The organism is Streptomyces cavernicola (genome assembly GCF_029968035.1).
GTDB lineage: Bacteria > Actinomycetota > Actinomycetes > Streptomycetales > Streptomycetaceae > Streptomyces > Streptomyces cavernicola.
In genome coordinates this window covers 53,751-73,799 of record NZ_JASCIQ010000039.1, presented here as the reverse complement: position 1 = coordinate 73,799, position 20,049 = coordinate 53,751, and the positions used below count along the sequence as shown (strand labels likewise).

Annotated in this window: 13 protein-coding genes; 10 read left to right on the top strand and 3 right to left on the bottom strand. The window is 74.2% G+C overall.

Annotated features, from left to right (window positions below; genetic code table 11):
- Positions 1-92 precede the first annotated feature (92 nt).
- From QIS96_RS29915 to QIS96_RS29885, 7 genes are all read left to right on the top strand, one after another.
- Positions 93-689 (top strand): YqgE/AlgH family protein, encoded by a 597-nt coding sequence (locus QIS96_RS29915; RefSeq protein ID WP_282545937.1) that lies wholly within the window; start codon positions 93-95, stop codon positions 687-689.
- Positions 690-753: 64 nt separating this feature from the next.
- Complete coding sequence (locus QIS96_RS29910; protein WP_282545923.1) at positions 754-1,044, top strand: DUF3039 domain-containing protein; 291 nt, start codon at positions 754-756, stop codon at positions 1,042-1,044.
- A gap of 109 nt (positions 1,045-1,153) precedes the next feature.
- Positions 1,154-2,794 carry a beta-N-acetylhexosaminidase gene (locus QIS96_RS29905; protein ID WP_282545922.1) on the top strand — a complete coding sequence of 547 codons (1,641 nt, stop codon included), beginning with the start codon at positions 1,154-1,156 and terminating at the stop codon, positions 2,792-2,794.
- A 324-nt stretch (positions 2,795-3,118) separates the two neighbouring features.
- Positions 3,119-4,024 carry an FAD binding domain-containing protein gene (locus tag QIS96_RS29900; RefSeq protein ID WP_282545921.1) on the top strand — a complete coding sequence of 302 codons (906 nt, stop codon included), beginning with the start codon at positions 3,119-3,121 and terminating at the stop codon, positions 4,022-4,024.
- Positions 4,021-6,045: a 2Fe-2S iron-sulfur cluster-binding protein gene (locus QIS96_RS29895; protein ID WP_282545920.1), complete on the top strand. Its 2,025-nt coding sequence runs from the start codon at positions 4,021-4,023 to the stop codon at positions 6,043-6,045. The genes QIS96_RS29900 and QIS96_RS29895 overlap by 4 nt, the downstream gene beginning before the upstream one ends.
- The gene (locus tag QIS96_RS29890) at positions 6,042-8,363 is read left to right on the top strand and encodes a xanthine dehydrogenase family protein molybdopterin-binding subunit (RefSeq protein ID WP_282545919.1); all 2,322 of its coding nucleotides are present in this window, start codon (positions 6,042-6,044) and stop codon (positions 8,361-8,363) included. The genes QIS96_RS29895 and QIS96_RS29890 overlap by 4 nt, the downstream gene beginning before the upstream one ends.
- 158 nt (positions 8,364-8,521) lie before the next feature.
- On the top strand, positions 8,522-9,337 hold the full coding sequence (locus QIS96_RS29885; RefSeq protein ID WP_282545918.1) for a cutinase family protein: 816 nt from the start codon (positions 8,522-8,524) through the stop codon (positions 9,335-9,337).
- A gap of 16 nt (positions 9,338-9,353) precedes the next feature.
- Here the strand turns inward: QIS96_RS29885 and QIS96_RS29880 are convergent, their stop codons facing one another.
- The 3 genes from QIS96_RS29880 to QIS96_RS29870 all read right to left on the bottom strand — a co-directional run bounded on the left by QIS96_RS29880 (position 9,354) and on the right by QIS96_RS29870 (position 16,839).
- Entirely contained in the window at positions 9,354-12,215 is a 2,862-nt protein-coding gene (locus QIS96_RS29880; RefSeq protein WP_282545917.1) for an AfsR/SARP family transcriptional regulator, read from the bottom strand.
- Positions 12,216-12,511: 296 nt separating this feature from the next.
- On the bottom strand, positions 12,512-14,800 hold the full coding sequence (locus tag QIS96_RS29875) for a WD40/YVTN/BNR-like repeat-containing protein (protein ID WP_282545916.1): 2,289 nt from the start codon (positions 14,798-14,800) through the stop codon (positions 12,512-12,514).
- 146 nt (positions 14,801-14,946) lie between these two features.
- On the bottom strand, positions 14,947-16,839 hold the full coding sequence (locus QIS96_RS29870; RefSeq protein WP_282545915.1) for a serine/threonine-protein kinase: 1,893 nt from the start codon (positions 16,837-16,839) through the stop codon (positions 14,947-14,949).
- Between the two features lie 205 nt (positions 16,840-17,044).
- Here QIS96_RS29870 and QIS96_RS29865 point away from each other — a divergent pair, with 205 nt between their 5' ends.
- The 3 genes from QIS96_RS29865 (at position 17,045) to QIS96_RS29855 (ending at position 20,029) form a co-directional block, all read left to right on the top strand.
- On the top strand, positions 17,045-17,593 hold the full coding sequence (locus tag QIS96_RS29865; RefSeq protein WP_282545914.1) for a GNAT family N-acetyltransferase: 549 nt from the start codon (positions 17,045-17,047) through the stop codon (positions 17,591-17,593).
- A gap of 91 nt (positions 17,594-17,684) precedes the next feature.
- Entirely contained in the window at positions 17,685-18,170 is a 486-nt protein-coding gene (locus tag QIS96_RS29860) for a VOC family protein (protein WP_282545913.1), read from the top strand.
- A gap of 206 nt (positions 18,171-18,376) precedes the next feature.
- A complete protein-coding gene (locus QIS96_RS29855; protein WP_282545912.1) occupies positions 18,377-20,029 on the top strand; it encodes an MFS transporter in 1,653 nt (550 codons plus the stop codon).
- Positions 20,030-20,049 lie beyond the last annotated feature (20 nt).

Genomic DNA, 20,049 nt, shown 5'->3' with positions numbered 1-20,049 from the left:
GCGGGGTGTGCATCCCTGCGCTGTGAGCTGCGACGGATCACGTACCGCCGCCCGCTCCCCACCGAGGGCGAAGATGCGGGATCATGTCTGCCATGACCGAGGTGTCCTCGCTCACAGGGCGGCTGCTCGTCGCCACACCGGCCCTGGCGGACCCGAATTTCGACCGCGCCGTCGTGCTCGTTCTGGACCACGACGACGAGGGCTCCCTCGGCGTGGTCCTGAACCGTCCCACGCCCGTCGGCGTCGGCGACATCCTGGAGGGCTGGGCCGCTCTCGCCGGCGAGCCCGGCGTCGTCTTCCAGGGCGGACCCGTCTCCCTCGACTCGGCGCTCGGCGTCGGCGTGATCCCCGGCGACGAGGCGCCGCAGCCGGGCGCCCGCGCCCGCCGCGGCGGCGACCCGCTGGGCTTCCGCCGGGTGCACGGCGCGATCGGCCTCGTCGACCTGGAGACCCCGCCGGAACTCCTCGCCGCCGCCCTCGGCTCGCTGCGCATCTTCGCCGGGTACGCGGGCTGGGGACCGGGCCAGCTGGAGGACGAGCTGGCCGACGGCGCCTGGTACGTCGTGGACTCGGAACCGGGGGACGTGTCCTCGCCGGCGCCCGAGCGACTGTGGCGTGCGGTCCTGCGACGGCAGCGCAGCGAACTCGCGATGGTGGCCACGTACCCGGACGATCCGTCGCTCAACTGACCGTTCCCGGCGGCATGTGCGGGTGCTGCCCCGCACACCGGACGCCTGGGTACCCTTGGCAGTTATGAGCACTCTTGAGCCAGAGCCCGAGCGCGGGGCAGGTACGGGGACCCTCGTAGAGCCGACGCCGCAGGTGTCGCACGGAGACGGCGACCACGAGCGCTACGCCCACTACGTCCAGAAGGACAAGATCATGGCGAGCGCGCTCGACGGGACCCCCGTCGTCGCACTCTGCGGCAAGGTCTGGGTCCCGGGCCGCGACCCGAAGAAGTACCCGGTCTGCCCCATGTGCAAGGAGATCTACGAGTCCATGGGCGCGGGCGGCGACAAGGACAAGGACGGGGACAAGAAGTAGGCCTGTCCTCGGCGAGGCCACTGGCCGAAGAGGGAGCGGGGTCTGGGGCGGCAGCCCCAGGTTCCCGAGCCCCGGACGAGGGCCGCTGAACCGTGCTACGCAGGACCGCATGACACTCGCGGACCTCATCCCCGCCCCCGCCGGCACCCGTCGTACGAGCGACGCCTTCGTCCTCGACGAGTCGACCGTCATCGACGCGGCACCCGGCACCGAACGCACCGCGCGCTGGCTGCGCGCCACGCTCGGTGCCGCCACCGCACTCCCCCTCGCCCCCGCGACCCCCCGCGGCACCTCCGTGATCCGCCTCAGGGTCGCGCCCGCGGAACTCGGGCACGTACCCGAAGCCCACCGCCTCCACATCGACGCCGGCGCCGTCACCCTCACCGGCGCCGACGCGGCCGGCGTCTTCTGGGCCGCCCAGACACTGCGTCAACTCCTCGGCCCCGAGGCCTTCCGCCGCGCCCCCCTCGACCCGGACCGCCGCTGGACCCTGCCCGGCTGCGTCGTCGAGGACGCGCCCCGCTTCGGCTGGCGCGGCATGATGCTCGACGTCGCCCGGCACTTCCGGCCCAAGGACGACGTGCTGCGCCAACTCGACCTGCTCGCCGCGCACAAGCTGAACGTCTTCCACTTCCACCTCACCGACGACCAGGGCTGGCGCATCGAGATCGAGCGCCACCCGCGGCTCACCGAGGTCGGCTCCTGGCGCCCGCGCACCAAGTACGGGCACCGCGCCTCACCGCTCTGGGAGGACAAGCCGCACGGCGGGTTCTACACCCAGGGCGACATTCGCGAGATCGTCGCGTACGCCCGCGAGCGGCACATCCGCGTCGTCCCCGAGATCGACGTCCCCGGCCACTCGCAGGCCGCCATCGCCGCCTACCCGCAGCTCGGCAACACCGACGTCGTCGACACCGCCGCCCTCGGCGTCTGGGACACCTGGGGCGTCACCCCCAACGTCCTCGCCCCCACCGAAGCCGTACTCCGGTTCTACGAAGGGGTCCTGGAGGAAGTCCTCGCACTCTTCCCCGCCGACGTCTCGCCGTTCGTACACATCGGCGGCGACGAGTGCCCCAAGGACCAGTGGAAGCAGTCGCCCGCCGCGCAGGCCCGCATCAAGGAGCTCGGGCTCGCCGGCGAGGACGAGCTGCAGTCCTGGTTCATCCGGCACTTCGACGGCTGGCTCAGCGCACGCGGCCGCCGCCTCATCGGCTGGGACGAGATCCTGGAGGGCGGCCTCGCGCCCGGCGCGGCCGTCTCCTCCTGGCGCGGCTACGCGGGCGGCATCGCCGCCGCCCAGGCCGGCCACGACGTCGTCATGTGCCCCGAGCAGCAGGTCTACCTGGACCACCGGCAGCACGCCGGCGAGGACGAGCCCATGCCCATCGGGTACGTCCGCACCCTGGAGGACGTCTACCGCTTCGAGCCCGTACCGCCGCAGCTCACCGCCGAACAGGCCCGGCACGTGCTCGGCGCCCAGGCCAACGTGTGGACCGAGGTGATGGACAGCCGGGAACGCGTCGACTACCAGGTCTTTCCGCGTCTCGTCGCCTTCGCCGAGGTCGCCTGGAGCACCCTGCCGCCCGCCGCCGAGCGCGACTTCGCGGACTTCGAGCGCCGAATGACCGCCCACCTGGCCCGACTTGACGCTCTCGGCGTCGACTACCGGCCACCCTCCGGACCTCACCCTCGGCAGCGGCGCCCCGGTGTGCTCGGACGCCCGATCGAGGGAGCGCCCCCGAACGTGTGAGGCCGCCGGTGACCCGCACGCCCCGGGGGTGCGGCCCTGGGAGCGTGGGTGCCCGCGAAGAACGCCGTCGGAGACGCTGTCGGAAAACGTGCGGGGAACAACCGTGCAAGCGTCGTCGAACGGCGGCAACAAGCACCAAGCGGTGAGGACATGGGAAAGCGGACGTACTCCCTGACAGGGGAGGAAGCACTCCTAGCGGACCCCCGCGTCGGCGGGCCCGGAAGATGTGCCAGAGTTGCCACGTCCGGCCTGTGAGCACGTACCGTACGGCGCAGTAGGCACACCCTGGCTCACTTGCTCGGTCGTAGGGAAGGGGCAGCCGGTTTGACCACGCACGCACCGCAGCCGCCGCAGGCGGCACAGGCTGCACATGCGGTGAAGTTGCCTGCCACGCTGGACGAGGCGGTGGCGGCACTCGCCGCCATGCCCGCCGCCGTGCCCGTGGCCGGCGGCACCGATCTGATGGCCTCGGTCAACTCGGGACTCCTCAGGCCCGCCGCCCTCGTGGGCCTCGGCCGGATCAGCGAGATCCGCGGCTGGCAGTACCAGGACGGGCACGCCCTGCTCGGCGCCGGACTCACGCACGCCCGCATGGGCCGCCCCGACTTCGCCGCGCTCATCCCCGCGCTCGCCGCCGCCGCCCGCGCCGCGGGACCGCCCACCGTGCGCAACGCCGGCACGCTCGGCGGCAACATCGCCTCGGCCGCGCCGACCGGCGACTCACTGCCCGTACTCGCCGCGCTCGAAGCCACGTTGGTCATCGCCGGGCCCGGCGGCGCCCGCCGCGAAGTGCCCGTGTCACACCTCCTCGCGGGGATGGACATGCTGCGTGCCGGCGAGCTGATCGGCTTCGTCCGCGTGCCGCTCCTGCATGCCCCGCAGGTCTTCCTCAAGGCCACCGGGCGCACCGGCCCCGGCCGCGCCACCGCCTCCGTCGCCCTCGTCCTCGACCCGGCGAGGCGCGGCGTGCGCTGCGCGGTCGGCGCCATCGCGCCGATGCCGCTGCGCCCCCTGGACGCCGAGAACTGGGTGGCGTCGCTCATCGACTGGGACGCCGAACGCGCCCTCGACCCGCAGGCGCTGCACGCCTTCGGCGACTACGTCGCCGCCGCCTGCATTCCCGACCAGGCACCGGACGGCACCCAGGAGCAGCTGCCGCCCGCCGTACTGCATCTGCGGCGCACCGTCGCCGTGCTGGCCCGACGAGCCTTGGGGAGGGCGCTGTCGTGAGCGACACCAATGGCAACACCGGGGGCGGTGTCGACAACAACGGCGGTGGCTGGCAGCCCACTCCACAGGGCGAGTACGACGCCGACGCCACGGCGTTCGTACAGATCCCGGAGGGGTTCGGCCTCGCCGACTTCGAGGAGAGCGGCTCGACCACGCCGCTCGCCGCACCCGGCGGTTACCCGCCGCCGCAGATCTCCGTGACCGGCGGCGCGGCCACCGACCCGGCCGCGACCAGCGCGTTCGTCGTCCCCACGATGGGCGCCGCCCCCCCCGCCCCCGAAGCGGTGAGCTGGCCCGAGCCCAACGCCCCGCAGCCCCCGGCCCCCGACTACGGCCAGAGCGGCTACGCGCACGACCCGTACGCGTCCGACCCGTACGGCCAGGGCGGCGAGTACGGCCAGGACCAGTACAGCCAGAGCCAGTACAGCCAGGCGCAGTACGGCCAGGACCCGTACGGCCAGGACCCGTACGGGCAGGGCGACTTCGGCGGGTACGCGGGGCAGGAGGCCGCGGCCTACCAGGACTCCGCGGCCTACCAGGACCCCTCCGCGTACGCCCCGCACGCCCCGGCCGGATATCCGCAGGAGGCCTACGAGGCGCAGGGCTTCACCGGGTACGCCCCGCAGGACGCCGCCGCGTACGCGGACCCGGCGGCCGGGCAGGCGAACGTCACGGGACAGTGGTCGATCCCGCTCGCGCAGGGTGAACTCCCGGACGAGTCGGGGGAGTTCACGCAGTCCTCGCTGATCGAGCAGTGGGGCGGGGACGCCCCGGCGACCCTGCCAGGCGGTGCGGCCGCGCCCTGGGCGAGCGTGCCCGAGCAGGGGCCGGAGCCCGAGCTGGAGCCGGTGGTCGCGCCCGAGCCGGTGGTCGAGCAGGCGGAGCGCGTTGTTCCCGAGGAGTCCCCGGCCGAGGTGACCGCTGCGCTCGGGATCATCCGGGACGTGCCGCGCGAGCAGGAGGGGCGCGCCGTCGAAGTCACGTCTGCCGAGGGTGAGTTGGCCGAGGCTCCGGCCGTCGAGCCCGAGCCCGAGCCCGAGGCTGAACCCGAGGTCGAACCCGAGCCTGAGGTCGAGGTCGAACCCGAGGCAGACGCTGAGGTCGAACCCGAGGCGGACGCTGAGGTCGAACCCGAACCCGAGCCCGAGCCCGAGCCCGAACCCGAGCCCGAGCTTGACGCCGAGCCGGAGCCGGAGCCCGCCGAGGAGGCCGAGGCTGCGGCTGAATCCGAGGCCGAGCCCGAATCCGTACCCGAGCCCGCCCCCGTACAGGAGGCCGAGCCCGAGCTGGACCCGGCGCCCCAGCAGGCCGCCGCCGTGAGCAACGTGCAGGAACAGCCCGCCGTGCCGCACGACGAGCATCCGCTCGCCGCGTACGTGCTGCGGGTGAACGGAGTCGACCGGCCCGTCACCGACGCGTGGATCGGGGAGTCGCTGCTCTACGTGCTGCGCGAGCGGCTCGGGCTCGCCGGGGCCAAGGACGGCTGCTCGCAGGGCGAGTGCGGGGCGTGCGCGGTGCAGGTGGACGGGCGGCTCGTCGCGTCCTGCCTGGTGCCCGCAGCGACCACCGCGGGCAGCGAGGTCCGCACGGTCGAGGGGCTCGCCGAGAACGGCCGACCATCCGACGTACAGCGGGCGTTGGCCTGCGGCAGCGCCGTGCAGTGCGGCTTCTGCGTGCCGGGCATGGCGATGACCGTGCACGACCTGCTCGAAGGCAACCCGGACCCCAGCGAGCGCGAGACCCGGCAGGCGCTCTGCGGCAACCTCTGCCGCTGCTCCGGCTACCGCGGCGTGCTCGACGCCGTACGCGAGGTCGTCGCCGAACGCCGCACCTCCGCGGCGGCGGAAGCAGCGACCGGGAGCGAACTCGCCGACGGGAACGCCGAGTCGACGGACGCCGAGGCCGGCGCCCGGATCCCGCAGCAGGCCCCGCCCGGCGCCGGCGGCGCCAACCCCCAGTACGACCCGCAGTACGACCCGCAGTTCCCGCACCACGCCCCGCAGGACGGAGGACCGGCGTGAGCAACGAAGCGGCCGCCACGGCGACCACCCCCGCCGTCAGCGCCACGCCTCCCGCCGAAGTGCCCAAGCCCGCGCACGGCCTGGGCGCGTCGCTGCAGCCCGCCGACGCGCAGGCCAAGACGGAGGGCACGTACCCCTACGCCTCCGACCTGTGGGCCGAGGGCCTGCTGTGGGCCGCGCTGCTCCGCTCCCCGCACCCGCACGCCCGCATCGTCTCCGTGGACACCTCGGAGGCCGCCGCGATGCCCGGCGTACGGGCCGTGGTCACCGCCGACGACATCCCCGGGGACGCCGGGCACGGCCGCCGGGTCCACGACCGCCCCGTGTTCGCCGCACACGTGGTCCGCCACCACGGCGAGCCCATCGCCGCCGTGGCCGCCGACCACCCCGACACGGCCCGGATGGCCGCCGCCGCGATCCAGGTCGAGTACGAGGTCCTGGAGCCGATCACCGACCCGGAGCAGGCCTTCGCCGCCGAACCCCTGCACCCCGACGGCAACCTGATCCGCCACATCCCGCTCAGCTACGGCGACCCGGAGATCACGGGCGACATCGTCGTGGAGGGCCTCTACCGCATCGGCCGCCAGGACCCCGCACCCATCGGCGCCGAGGCGGGCCTCGCGGTGCCGCGGCCCGACGGCGGCGTGGAGCTGTACGTCGCCTCCACCGACCCGCACGCCGACCGCGACCTGGCCGCCGCCTGCTACGGCCTGGACCCGGACCGCGTGAAGGTCGTCGTCACCGGCGTGCCAGGGGCGACCGCCGACCGCGAGGACCCCGGCTTCCAACTCCCGCTCGGACTCCTCGCGTTGAAGACCGGCTGCCCGGTCAAGCTCACGGCGACCCGCGAGGAGTCCTTCCTCGGCCACGCCCACCGCCACCCCACGCTGCTCCGCTACCGCCACCACGCCGACGCCGAGGGCCGCCTCGTCAAGGTCGAGGCGCAGATCCTCCTCGACGCGGGCGCGTACGCGGACGCCTCCTCCGAGTCCCTCGCCGCCGCGGTCTCCTTCGCCTGCGGCCCGTACGTCGTCCCGCACGCCTTCATCGAGGGCTGGGCGGTCCGTACGAACAACCCGCCCTCCGGCCATGTGCGCGGCGAGGGCGCGATGCAGGTGTGTTCGGCCTACGAGGCGCAGATGGACAAGCTGGCCGGGAAGCTGGGCGTCGACCCGGCCGAGCTGCGCCTGCGCAACGTCCTCGCGACGGGCGACATCCTGCCCACGGGCCAGACCGTCACCTGCCCGGCCCCGGTCGCTGAACTCCTGCGCTCCGTACGGGACTTCGACCTTCCGCCGCTCCCGAAGGACACCCCCGAGGAGGACTGGCTGCTCCCCGGTGGGCCCGAGGGCGCGGGCGAGCCCGGCGCGATCCGCAGGGGCGTCGGCTACGCCCTCGGCATGGTGCACATGCTCGGCGCGGAGGGCGCGGACGAGGTCTCCACCGCCACCGTCAAGGTCCAGGACGGCGTGGCCACGGTGATCTGCGCCGCGGTCGACACCGGCCAGGGCTTCTCCACGCTCGCCCGGCAGATCGTCCAGGAGACCCTGGGCATCGACGAGGTCCACGTGGCCTCCGTCGACACGGACCAGCCCCCGGCGGGCCCCGCCTGCCGCGGCCGCCACACCTGGGTGTCCGGCGGGGCCGTCGAGCGCGCCGCCAAGATGGTCCGCACCCAGCTCCTGCAGCCCCTGGCCGCCAAGTTCGGCATGTCCACGGAGCTCCTCCAGATCACCGACGGCAAGATCACCTCGTACGACGGGGTCCTCTCCACCACCGTCACCGAGGCCATGGACGGCAAGGAGCTCTGGGCCACCGCCCAGTGCCGCCCCCACCCCACCGAACCGCTCGACGACACCGGCCAGGGCGACGCGTTCGTGGGCCTCGCCTTCTGCGCGATCCGCGCGGTGGTCGACGTGGACGTGGAGATGGGCTCGGTGCGCGTCGTCGAGCTGGCCGTCGCCCAGGACGTCGGCCGGGTCCTCAACCCGGCCCAGCTCAGGGCCCGTATCGAGGCCGGAGCCACACAGGGAGTCGGCGCGGCCCTGACGGAGAACCTGCGCACCCCGAAGGGCCTGATCCGCCACCCCGACCTGACGGGCTACGCCCTGCCGACGGCCCTCGACGCCCCCGACATCCGCATCGTGAAGCTGGTCGAGGAACGCGACGTGGTCGCCCCCTTCGGCGCGAAGGCGGTGTCGGCGGTCCCGGTGGTCACGTCCCCGGCGGCGGTGGCGGGCGCGATCCGCGCGGCCACGGGCCGCCCGATCAACCGGCTGCCGGTGCGGCCGCAGGGGGTCGTGGTGCAGGAGAGGTAGGGGCCGCGACGCTCCCGCTCCGGGCGGACCCTGGCCCGATCACCTCTCCCACCAGCCATTTCATCCCCATGTCATCGTGATGCCAACGCCCGTTCCTAGCTTGGGAGTTGCTCGCTCGCAGAGCGCGGCATCACGACACTCCTAGGGGGAGACCAGGCATGGCCAAGACGAGCAGGACGAAGCGGGTTCTGGGGACCGCCGCGACGGCGGCGATGGCGTTCGGAGGCGTCCTCGCAGTTCCGGGTTCCGCGCAGGCCGCCGACGCGGACCGCTACTACATCGAGGTCGGCGGCACGGGGGCGACGCCGCCCGCGCCGCAGTGCACGAACACCTACAACGACGCGAACCGGGACAACCAGCTCGGGGACCGGGCGATCAAGGTGTGCTACCCGGCCTCGTGGGGGCCGGTGATCGGCCCGACCGGCTCGCTCATCGAGCCCGGCGGGAAGGTCAACCCCGAGGCCCTCACCGCGCCGACGTACGACACCAGCGTGCGCATCGGCATCGAGGAGACCCTGAAGGTCGCCGAGCAGACGCACCGCGACCACCCGGACGCGCAGATCAGGATCGTCGGCTACTCGCAGGGCGCGCAGGTCGCCGACGAGGTGCTGCAGAAGATCTCCCGCGGCGAGACCGGCATCCCGAAGGAGCAGGTCGACGGCAAGCTCTACGCCGACCCGATGCAGCCCGGCACCGGCTTCGGTGCGGTCGTCCCCAAGGGGCTCGGCGTGCCCGGCGTCGCCACCTCGCCCGGCGCGGGCCCCGCCGACTTCAACGGCGTCCCCGTCACCCGGTACTGCATCAACGGCGACCCGGTGTGCGACGCGAACCTGCTGAACGCCAAGGGCTACTTCGACCTGCACCCGCTCTACGCCTGGGACAACAACGCCATCGAGCGGACCATCACCGAGGACAGCGCCAACGGGGTCCGCTGGCTCAACTCGGACGGTTCGCCCGCCGCGCCGCGCGGCTGATCCGAATAGGGACGGACTAGCCCTCCTGGCTGCCGCGCCCGCGCCTGCCCAGTGCGTCCAACACCCGGGAGATCCGCGCCCTGTTGGCCTCCGCGCCGGGCAGGTTCGTGGAGCGGGCGAAGAAGTCGCGGGCGCCGGCCAGGTCCTCGGCGGCCGCTCCGTACCAGACGAGCTGGTGGCGGATCACGATCTCCGACTCGGTGCCGGTCTGCTCGTCGAGCAGCGCGCGGGCCCGGCGGCGCAGTTCGGCCGCCGCCTGCGGGTTGCCGAGCCGGCTCTCGGCGGTGGCGAGGCGGTCGAGGACCGCGGAGTGCAGGGGGACGTCGCCGAGGCGGCGGGCCAGGTCCTCGGCCTTGCCGAGGGCGCCCGCGGCCTCGGCGGGGCGGTCGAGGTCGAGTTGGAGCCGGCCGAGGCGGAGCAGGGTCTTGCCGAGCAGGCGGGGGCTGCCGGACCGCTCGGCGAGGGCGATGGCGTCGGTGTAGCGGTCGTACGCCTTGTCGTGCTCGCCGAGCTGGTGGTGGATGTCGCCGACGCGCGTCATCACGGACCCCATCAGCCAGTCGTCGTGCTCCAACGAGCCGACCAGGCGGGCGACTTCGGCGAAGTGCGTCATGGACTCCGCCGCGTCGCCCTCCAGGTTGGCGAACGTGCCGAGGCCCGCCGAGGCGCGGGCCTGCTCGTGCGGGTCGTCGGCCCGGCGGCTGAGGTCCAGGGCCTGCGTGAACCAGTCGCGGGCCTGCCGGTACCGGCCCTGCAGGCCGTACATGATGCCCATGCCCGTACGCAGCGCGGAGGCGAAGCGTTGTTCCGAGGACCGGTCGGCGAAGGGGAGAGCGGTCTCCAGGGCGGTGCGGCACTCGTGGAAGCGGCCCTGCCGGGTGAGGTAGTCGACCAGGCCCTCGGCGAGCCGGCAGGCGTCGTCGTGCTGGCCCGCGGCCACGGACTGCCCGATGACGTCGACGAGTTCGGCGCCGGCCGCGTCCAGCCAGGCCGCGGCGTCCTCCCAGTCGGTGAACGGGCCGGTGTCGCGGGCGTCCGCGCCCGGCACGGACGTCCCCCAGTCGCTGGCGCAGCGCGCGGCCGTCACGTAGAGCCGGAAGACCCGCTCGCGGGCGGCCGCCGCCTCGTCGGGGCGGGTGGCGGCGACGCGGCGGGCGTAGACGGCCATCAGGTCGTGCAGACGGTAGCGGTCGGCGGTGACCTGCTGGACGAGGCTCGCGTCGGCCAGCTGCTGCAGGGCCTGCTCGGCCTCGGCGGGGGTCCGGCCGAGCAGCGCGGCGAGCGCGAGCCGGTCGAACTGCACGGTCGGCGACAGGCCGAGGGCCCGGAACGCGCGCTGCTCGCCGGGCGGGAGCTGCCCGTACGAGAGCTGGAAGGCGACCTCGACGCTGCGGTCCTCGACGGCGAGTTCGTCGAGGCGGCGCTCGCCGTCGGTGAGGCGCGCCGCCAGCGCCTCCACCGCCCACAGTGGACGGTCCTGGATACGGGCCCCGACGATCCGCAGCGCGAGCGGCAACCGGTCGCAGAGCGCGGCCAGTTCGCGTACGGCGGCCCGCTCCCGCGCCGAGCCCTCGCCGCCGACGATGCGGGTGAGCAGCCCCGCCGCCTCGTCCAGGCCGAGCGGCGCCAGCGAGATGCGGCGGTCCGCGTCCAGGCCGGTCAGCCGCTGCCGGCTGGTCACCAGGACCATGCTGCCGGGCCCGGCGGGCAGCAGCGGCCGCACCTGTTCGGCGGCGGAGGCGTCGTCGAGTACGAGGAGCAGCCGCAGGCCGGCCGTCGCGGCGCGCCAGGACGCGGCCAGCTCGTCGAGGTCCTCGGAGTCCTCGCCCTCGCCCGCACCGACCGAGCGGAGCAGCCTGCGCAGCACGCGCTGCCGGCCTGCGGCCTCGTGGTCCTCGCGGTGCCCGTGCAGCTCCACGAACAGGCAGCCGTCCGGGTGCCCCTCGGACAGCTTCCGGGCCGCGTGCACGGCGAGCGCGGTCTTCCCGATCCCCGCCATGCCGTCCACGGTCCGCACGGTCACCACGTCCGGCTCCGCGGGCGCGAGGAGCAGGCCGAGCTCGCGGTCCCGGCCGGTGAACCTGCCGATGTCGACGGGGAGTTCCTGCCGCCGGGGACGGGCGGGGGGAGGGGCGGGCGCCGCCGGGCGGGGGGCCTGCGGCGCCGGGGCCGGGTCGCCGCGCAGCACCGCCTCGTGGGCCTGCCGCAGCTCCGCGCCGGGCTCCACGCCCTGCTCGTCGACGAGGCGGCGGCGGACCGCGGCGTACACGTCGAGCGCGTCGGACTGCCGGTTCGCGGCGTACAGGGCCCGCATCAGGAGCGCGGCGAGCGCCTCGTGGTACGGGTGCTCCGCGGCCAGCGCGTACAGCTCGCCGACCGCCTCCGCGTGCCGCCCGAGCCGCAGCCGGGCGGACGCCAACTCCTGGGCGAGGGTGAGGCGTTGCTCGGTGAGGCGGAGCCGCTCGCCCTCCGCGAAGGGGCCCGGCACGGAGGCGAGGGGCTCGCCGCGGTACAGGCCGAGGGCGGCGGACCAGGCGGTGGCCGCGGCGGCCAGGTCGCCGGCGTCCCGGGCCGCGCGCCCCTCGGCGGCCAGCTCGGCGCAGCGGACGACGTCCACCCGGGCGCCGCCCGGGGTGTTCGCGGGCGCGAAGCAGTAGCCGCCGCGCGCGGTGACGAGCAGGGACTCGGCGGCGCCCCGGCCGGGGGTGTCGAGGCGTCTGCGCAGGCGGTGCACGTAGACCGGGATCACCTTGGCGCCGGTGCCGGGCGGCTCGGATCCCCAGACGCCGTCGAGGAGTTGCCGCCGGCTGACGGTGCGGCCGGGGCGCAGGAGGAGGGCGGCGAGCAGGGCCTGCTCGCGCACCGGCCCGAGATCCACGGGCGTGCTGCCGCGCCAGGCCTGGAGTGGGCCGAGGAGAGCGAATCGGAGCTGCTGATTTGCGTCTGCGTCTGTGGATAACTCGCCCGTGATCGCCACCCGGGGAGTTTATAGAGCGTCGGGGGCGGCGCGGGGCGAATCACAAGATCCGCCCGTGGCGTCGACGCGTACTGCACACGGGAGGTCTCAACGGGCGGGAAATGCAGGCGAGTTGTGAAGCCGCCGGTCGCCGTACCACTCCGGCGACCGACGGCACACAATTTTTCATGTCTCACTGAGACATGAAAAAATCGACCCTACTCCGCGCCCAGCTCGTAGAACCCGCGCCCGAACGTCGCCGCGACCAGACGGCCCCGGGACGGGTCGTACTCGATGTCGTCGACCGGCACGGCGGGCAGGCCGTGCCCGTACCGCTGCCAGTCGTCACCCGAGCCCGAAGGGGAGCGGAAGACGCCCTGGTCGGTGCCGACGACCAGTGAACCGGAAGCCGAACCCACGTCCACCACAAGGTCGTTGACGGGTGCGTCCGGCAGGTTCCCGGACAGGTTCTTCCAGGTCCGCCCGCCGTCCGTGGAGCCGTAGACATGAGCGAGCGGGGAGCCGGAGCGGTAACCGGAGTGGGTCGTGAACACCCGGCTCGGGTCGTTCGGGTCCACCACGACCCGGGTCACCCACGGCCGGCCCTCGGCGATCTTCGTCCAGTTCGCACCGCCGTCCTCGGTGACCCAGACCCGGCCGTCGTCCGTGCCCGCGTACACCGTGCGGCCGTCGCCCGCGGGCGCGATGGACGAAACCGTCCCGTAGTTCGGGTAGTTGGGGTCGTCGCCGGGGCCGCCGGAGAGGTCCGGGCTGATCGCCTTCCACGTCTTCCCGCCGTCCGTGGACCGGTTGACCACCTCCGCGCCGTAGTAGAGCACCCTCGGGTCGGAGGGGTCATGCACCACGGGCGTGAACCAGTTGCGGCGCTGGTACGTCGTCGCGTCCGCGAAGTACGTCATGGTGTCGCCGCCGTCGGTGGAGCGGAAGCAGTTCCCGTACTGGTAACAGGCGATCACCTTGTCCGGGTCGGTCGGGTCGATCAGGTTCTCCTCGCCGTCACCGCCCAGGTACTCGTTGAACCGCTCGCCGCCCCACGACCGGATCGAGCCGTTGTCCTGCGCGCCGCCGGAGATCCGGGACGGGTCCTCGGGCGTGATGGCCGCGCTGTACAGCTGGGTGTACGGCTGGTGCTCGGCCCGCACCCAGCCGCCGTCGCCGTTCGCGTCCGAGCGGTAGACGCCGCCGTCGTTGCCCAGGTACACCCGGCCCGGCTTGCGCGGGTCCCAGACCATGGCGTGCTGGTCCACGTGGATCGAGGTGTCGTCGTACGTCCAGGTCGCGCCCGCGTCCTTGGACGTCATCAACGGCACGCCGGCCGCGTGCAGATGGGTCGGGTCGGCGGGGTCCGCCCAGATCTTGGAGAACCACCAGCCGAACGTGGACTGCGAGCCCTTGAGCTGGTCGTCGGCCGCGCTCTGCACGAACGAGTCGCCGCCGTCGTCCGAGGCGTAGAAGCCCTGGAAGGGGCCCGCGGTGGTGTTCACCAGGGCGTACACCCGGTCGCCCGCGACGGCGAGCCCGATCCGGCCGACGTCCGGGCCCGCCTCGGGCAGGCCGCCGCCGAGCCGCTCCCAGCTCCGGCCGTCGTCGTCGCTGCGGAACACCCCGGAGCCGACGCCGCCGTACGTGCGCTTCTCGGGGGTGCGGCGGTGGTCCCACAGGACCGCGTACAGCCGCTCGTCCTGCACGAAGATCTCGGTGGCGCCGGTGAACTCGTTGGCGCCTTCCAGAATCCGCTTCCAGGACCGGCCGCCGTCGTCGGAGCGGTACACGCCCCGGTCGCCGCCGCCGTTGTAGAGCGAACCGGCCGCCGCCGCGTACACCCGCTTCGGGTGGTCGGGGTCGACGGTGATGGCGCTGATCGCCCCTGAGTCGCGCAGGCCGCTGGGCTTCCAGCTCTTGCCGCCGTCGGTCGACCGGTACAGGCCGGTGCCCTCGTACGTGATGGAGCCGCCGCCCGGGTTGGGCTCGCCGGTGCCCGCGTACAGGGTGCCGTCGGGGCTCGTGGCGACGGCGCCCATGGCCTGGGTCGCGTCGTCGGGCCAGGCGGGTTCGAAGGTCCGGCCCGCGTCGGTGCTGCGCCAGATCCCGCCGCTGGCCGCGGCCGCGTACAGGGTGTCGGCGCGCTGCGGGTCGAGGGCGAGGGAGACGATCCGGCCGCCGATGTTGGTGGGCCCGAGCGACTTCCAGTCGCCGCCCCCGACGGGCAGTTCGCGCGCCTCGGCGGCCGCGTCGGCGTGCGCGTGCCGGGGCAGCGTCTCGCCGGGCAGGGCCTTCTGCCGGTAGCGGTACTCGGCGGGGGCGGAGGGCCCGCGCACCGGCCGGTACTCGTCGTCCGGCGGCGGGGGAGCCGCGTCGGCCGGGGCGGCGAGCAGGGCGAGACCCGCGAGCGGGGCGAGCGCGAGCTGGAGCAGTCTGCGGCGCGGTCCGCCGCGACGCGGTCTGCGCTCGCGCGCGTCAGGTCTGGCCGTGGAAGGTCTGAGCACGGGGGACCCCTCTTCTTCGTCATGGCCATAACAAAGGACGGGCCTGACGGTACGAGAGCGCGCCCGGCAGCAGAAGAGGGCGAAGCGGGGTCAAGTGGACGGTGTCGTACGGGAATTGGGTCCCGCGCCGCTGCCGCGCGGGGTGGCTAGTTCGCGGTGAACGTTTCGAGGGCGACGTCGAAGTGCCGCTTGGCGGTGGCCTGTTGGGCGGTCGGCCCCGAGATCCACAGGTCGTACATCTTGCCGCCCTCGTCCCAGCTCAGGTCGTACGTCTGGCGGGGGCCGCCGTCCGCCGCCGTGCCGTCCCAGGCGAACGCCCAGAGCGCGGCGGGGTGGCCGTTGTGGGTGGTCTCGGTGACCGAGCCGTCGCGGTAGCCGGGGTAGTCGTCGGGGCCGTCCTCGTGGGCCTGCCGCATGACGGCCAACGGGCCCTCAGGGTCCTGGGGTTGGGGGTGGAAGCCGAGGCGGAACTGCTTGCCGGGGGAGTAGTAGTAGACGCGCGGCGCCTCGTAGGAGCGGGTGAAGCCGTCGGGGACGGCGACCTTGAAGCCGAGTGGGTCGGTGACCGTGTGGTACCCGGCGGGTGCGGGGTCGGCGGCGGGCTTGTCCGAGCCGCCGCCGCTGCCGGCGCCGTCGGCACCGTCGTCCGGGGAGTCGGTCTCCGCGCCGCCACCTGCCGCGGGCCGGTCCTTGTCGGCGGAGCCGGTGGGCTTCGCCCGGTCGGTCGCCGTGGGGTTCGGGGAGGCGTCCGGGACGCGGTCGCCCTTCGGGCCGTCCGCCGTCGGGGTCGGGTCGGTCCCCTCTACCCGGTCGCCGGAGTCGGCGGCGTTCACGGCCTGGTCGCGGCCCGCGTACCAGAGCCCGAATCCGGTGCCGCCCGCGGCGAGCGCCACGGCGAGGGCGGCCGCGAGGACCGCGGTGCGCACCCGGGGGCGCCGGGCCGGCGGCTGCCCGGACCGCACCGAGGCGACCAGGGGTTCGGCGGACCCGGCGGACCCGGCGGACCCGGCGGACCCGGCGGATCCGCCGGGCTCGGTGGGCGAGTCGGCGGTGCGGCGATCCTGCGCGGCCTGCGCGGACCGGGTGGCCGCGCGGTGCGTGGGCGGGGCCGAGGACGGTACGGAGTGGGCGACGCGCGGGTCGGCCGGGGCCGGGGCAGCGGCCGCGGCCGGGGCGGCGGCGGCACGCGCGCCCGCGGTGGCCAGCGGGGCGGTCGCCGCGTCCCCCGCGACGGCCCACAGCAGCCGCTCCGCCTCGTCGAGGTCGAGCCGGCGTGCGACGTCCCGCTCCAGGAGTCCGCGTACGACCGGGGTGAGGGGGCCCGCCGCGGCCGGGATGCGGATCTCGTCCATCACCACGGCGTGCAGGACCGCGGCGACCGAGTCGCGGTGGAACGGGGACTCGCCGTCGACCGCCGCGCACAGCAGCACGCCGAGGGACCACAGGTCGGACTCGGGGCCGGTGTGCCGGTTCGACATCCGCTCGGGCGCCGTGTATTCGGGCGAGCCGACGAACGAGCCGGTCTCGGTCAGCGTGGTCTGGCCCGCGACCTGGGCGATGCCGAAGTCGGAGAGGACGACGCGGCCGGTGGCCGACTCCAGGAGCACGTTGGCCGGCTTGAGGTCGCGGTGCTGGACGCCGGAGGCGTGCGCCGCGCGCAGTGCGTCGAGCAGGGCGAGGCCGATGCGGGCCGCCTCGGCGGGGGCGAGGACGCCGTCGAGGGCGATGCGGTCGGCGAGCGAGCGGCCGTCGATCAGCTCCATCACGATCCACGGCTGCGCGTCGTGCTCGACGATGTCGTGCAGCACCATGATGTTGGCGTGCCGTACCTGGGCCACGGAGCGGGCCTCGCGCAGTGTCCGCTCCCGCTGCAACTCCGCGTCCATGGACGGCAGTCCGTCGTCGACGTGGAGTTCCTTGACGGCTACGGCGCGGCCCAGCAACTCGTCCTGTGCGCGCCAGACGGTGCCCATACCGCCCCGGCCGAGTCGTGCCGCGATGCGGTACCGGCCCGCTATGAGATCCCCCGTGCTTGCCATGCGCACATCATGCCGCAAGGCCCTGACACCCCCGGTGTGGCGGGCCCTCGGCCCACAGGCGACGATTCGGGGCGAGGCGGGCGAAGCGCTGTCGCAGGCGGGGCGGGAGGGGACTCCCGTGACCTGTGCGGCGGGACGCCTGTGCAGAGTAAACGCAGGCCGGAAGGGGCGGATGGGCTTCATGCACATCGAAGGTGGAGATGCTGTGGAAGGTGCGCAGGAGGGCTTGGCCATCCGCGGCGACGGGCTGGTCCTGCGGGAGTGGACCGAGGACGACCTGCCCGCGATGGTGGAGCTCTTCGACGAGCCGGGCGTCGCGTACCGCACCCCGCTCGCCTCGCCTTTCGACCTGGTCGCCGCCCGCGCCTACCTCGACCGGGCCCGCAGCACCCGCGCCGACGGCACCCGCATCCAGCTCGCCGTCACCGAGGACGGCGCGACCCCGCTGGGCGAGGTGCTGCTCGGCTCGCTCGGCGCGGAGCGCCCGGCCGGTGCGGTCACGCTCGGGTACGCGATCGGCGCCGCCCACCGCGGCCGCCGCCTCGCCGCCCGCGCGACCCGGCTGCTCACCGAGTACGCCCACACGACGCTGGGCCTCGACCGAATCCGGCTGCAGATCGAGCCGGACAACGCGGCGAGCGTCGCGGTGGCCCGCGCGGCCGGGTACCGGCGGCGCGCGGACGTACCGCCGACGCGGGGCAGCCAGAAGGGGCGTACGTATCTCCTGGAGGTCTGGGAGCACACCGCGGGGTGAAGGGCCGGGGCCGGGCGATGAGTTCCCGGAGGGCGCGGGGTCTACCCCTGTGAACCGCGCGCCTCGCGCGCCCGAGGAAAGGAGCCGTCCCATGGCGACGCCGCAGAAGATCAAGACGTGTCTCTGGTACGACGGCAAGGCCGAGGAGGCCGCCGAGTTCTACATGTCGCTGTTCGACGACTCCCGCGTGACGCAGGTGCAGCGCTGGGGCGAGGTGGGCCCGGGGGAGCCCGGCACCGTCGTCGTGGTCATGTTCGAGCTGGCGGGAACGGAGTTCATGGCCCTCAACGGTGGCCCCGAGTTCCAGTTCACCGAGGCCTGCTCGATCTCCGTCGACTGCGACGACCAGAAGGAGGTCGACCGGCTGTGGTCCGCGCTCACCGCGGACGGCGGCCAGGAGGGCCCGTGCGGCTGGCTCAAGGACAAGTACGGCCTGTCCTGGCAGATCGTGCCGAGCGTCCTGAACGACCTGGTCACGGACCCGGACCGGGCCAGGGCCGACCGCGCGATGAAGGCGATGCTGGGCATGGGCAAGCTGGACGTCCAGGCGCTCCTCGACGCGGCCGACGGGAAGTGAGGCCCCCGGCGGGGCGGTCGTACGGGAGGCCGTGAACGTAAGCCGCTGCGAACACCCCGCTCAAGGCCCCGGCCGAGGGTGCGACGCGACTGCCACACCCCGTTCACGTACGCCGCTCGGGACCGCGGGACGTACGACCGGGGGACCAGCCGAAAGCCGCCCAACGACAGGTGCCACCAGGGCAGTTGACCCTTACGCTGGCGCGCATGACCACGACCGAGCGGGACGCCGGCGCCCTGCGGGGGACGCCGCGTGAGGGCGGGGTGCTGCGCCGCCCGTACCGCGCGCTGAGCATCGGCATCGTCTCCGTCGTCCTCCTCATCGCGTTCGAGGCGACCGCCGTCGGCACCGCGATGCCGGTCGCCGCACGGGAGTTGGACGGCGTCGCGCTCTACGCCTTCGCGTTCTCCGGCTACTTCACGACGAGCCTGTTCGGCATGGTCCTCGCCGGCCAGTGGTCCGACCGGAACGGCCCGCTCGGCCCGCTGACCGCCGGGATCGGCGCGTTCGCCGCGGGCCTGCTGCTCTCCGGCACCGCGGGCGCCATGTGGCTCTTCGTCCTCGGCCGCGCCGTCCAGGGCCTCGGCGGCGGCCTGGTGATCGTCGCCCTGTACGTGGTGGTCAGCCGGGCCTACCCGGAGCGGCTGCGTCCGGCGATCATGGCGGCGTTCGCGGCGAGCTGGGTCGTGCCGTCGATCGTGGGCCCGCTCGCCGCCGGCACGGTCACCGAACGGCTCGGCTGGCGCTGGGTGTTCCTCGGCATCCCCGCCCTGGTCGTGATCCCGCTGGCCCTCGCGCTCCCCGCCATCCGCCGGATGGCCGCGGGCCCGCCGGACGGGGCCCCGGCGGGCTTCGACCCGCGCCGGCTCCGTCTCGCCCTCGGCATCTCCGGCGGCGCCGCACTCCTCCAGTACGCGGGGCACGAGCTCAGCCCCTGGTCGCTCGCCCCGGCGCTCGCGGGGGCCGCGCTGCTCGTGCCCTCCGCGCTAGGGGGTGTCTCCCCGATCTTTGCGGGCCCGCGACGCCTGGCACGCACTCTCGCCGCACGCCCGAATCACCCAAGTACGTCCAGTACGAGGGAGATTCGGGCGCACGCCGAGAGCACGCACCAGACGCCGCAGGCTGATCCGCAAAGATCGGGGAGACACCCCCTGGGGCTGCTGCCGCACGGCACGTTCCGGGCCGCGCGCGGGCTGCCCGCGGTGGTGCTGCTGCGCGGCATCGCGGCCGGGTCGTTCATCGCCGCCGAGTCCTTCGTACCGCTGATGCTCGTCACGCAGCGCGGGCTGTCGCCGACGATGGCCGGGCTCTCCCTCGCCGTCGGCGGCGCGACCTGGGCCCTCGGCTCCTGGGTGCAGTCCAGGCCCCGCCTCGAACCGCACCGCGAACCCCTGGTCAGGCTCGGCATGCTGCTCGTCGCCCTGGCCATCGCGGCCGCGCCGACCGTGCTGATCCCCGCCGTGCCCGTCTGGACCGTGGCCGTCGCCTGGGCCTGGGGCTGCTTCGGGATGGGCCTGACGATCTCGTCGACGAGCGTGCTGCTGCTCAAGCTCTCCGCGCCCAGCGAGGCGGGCGGCAACTCGGCCGCCCTGCAGATCTCCGACGGGCTCTCCAACATCCTGCTCCTCGCCGCGGGCGGCGCGGCGTTCGCGGCGCTGGGCGGAGGAGCGGTGGGCGGAGGAGCGGTGGGCGGAGGAGCGGTGGGCGGGGGAGCGCTGGGCACGCCGGGCCACGCGACCGCCGCCACGAATTCCCAGCCAACGGCCTTCCTCGCGGTCTTCGCCCTCTCGACCGCGGTCGCCCTCACGGGCGTGTTCGCGGCGGGACGGCTGCGGGAGCGGAAACCAGTACCAAAGTGACCCCATACTTGGTACCGTTT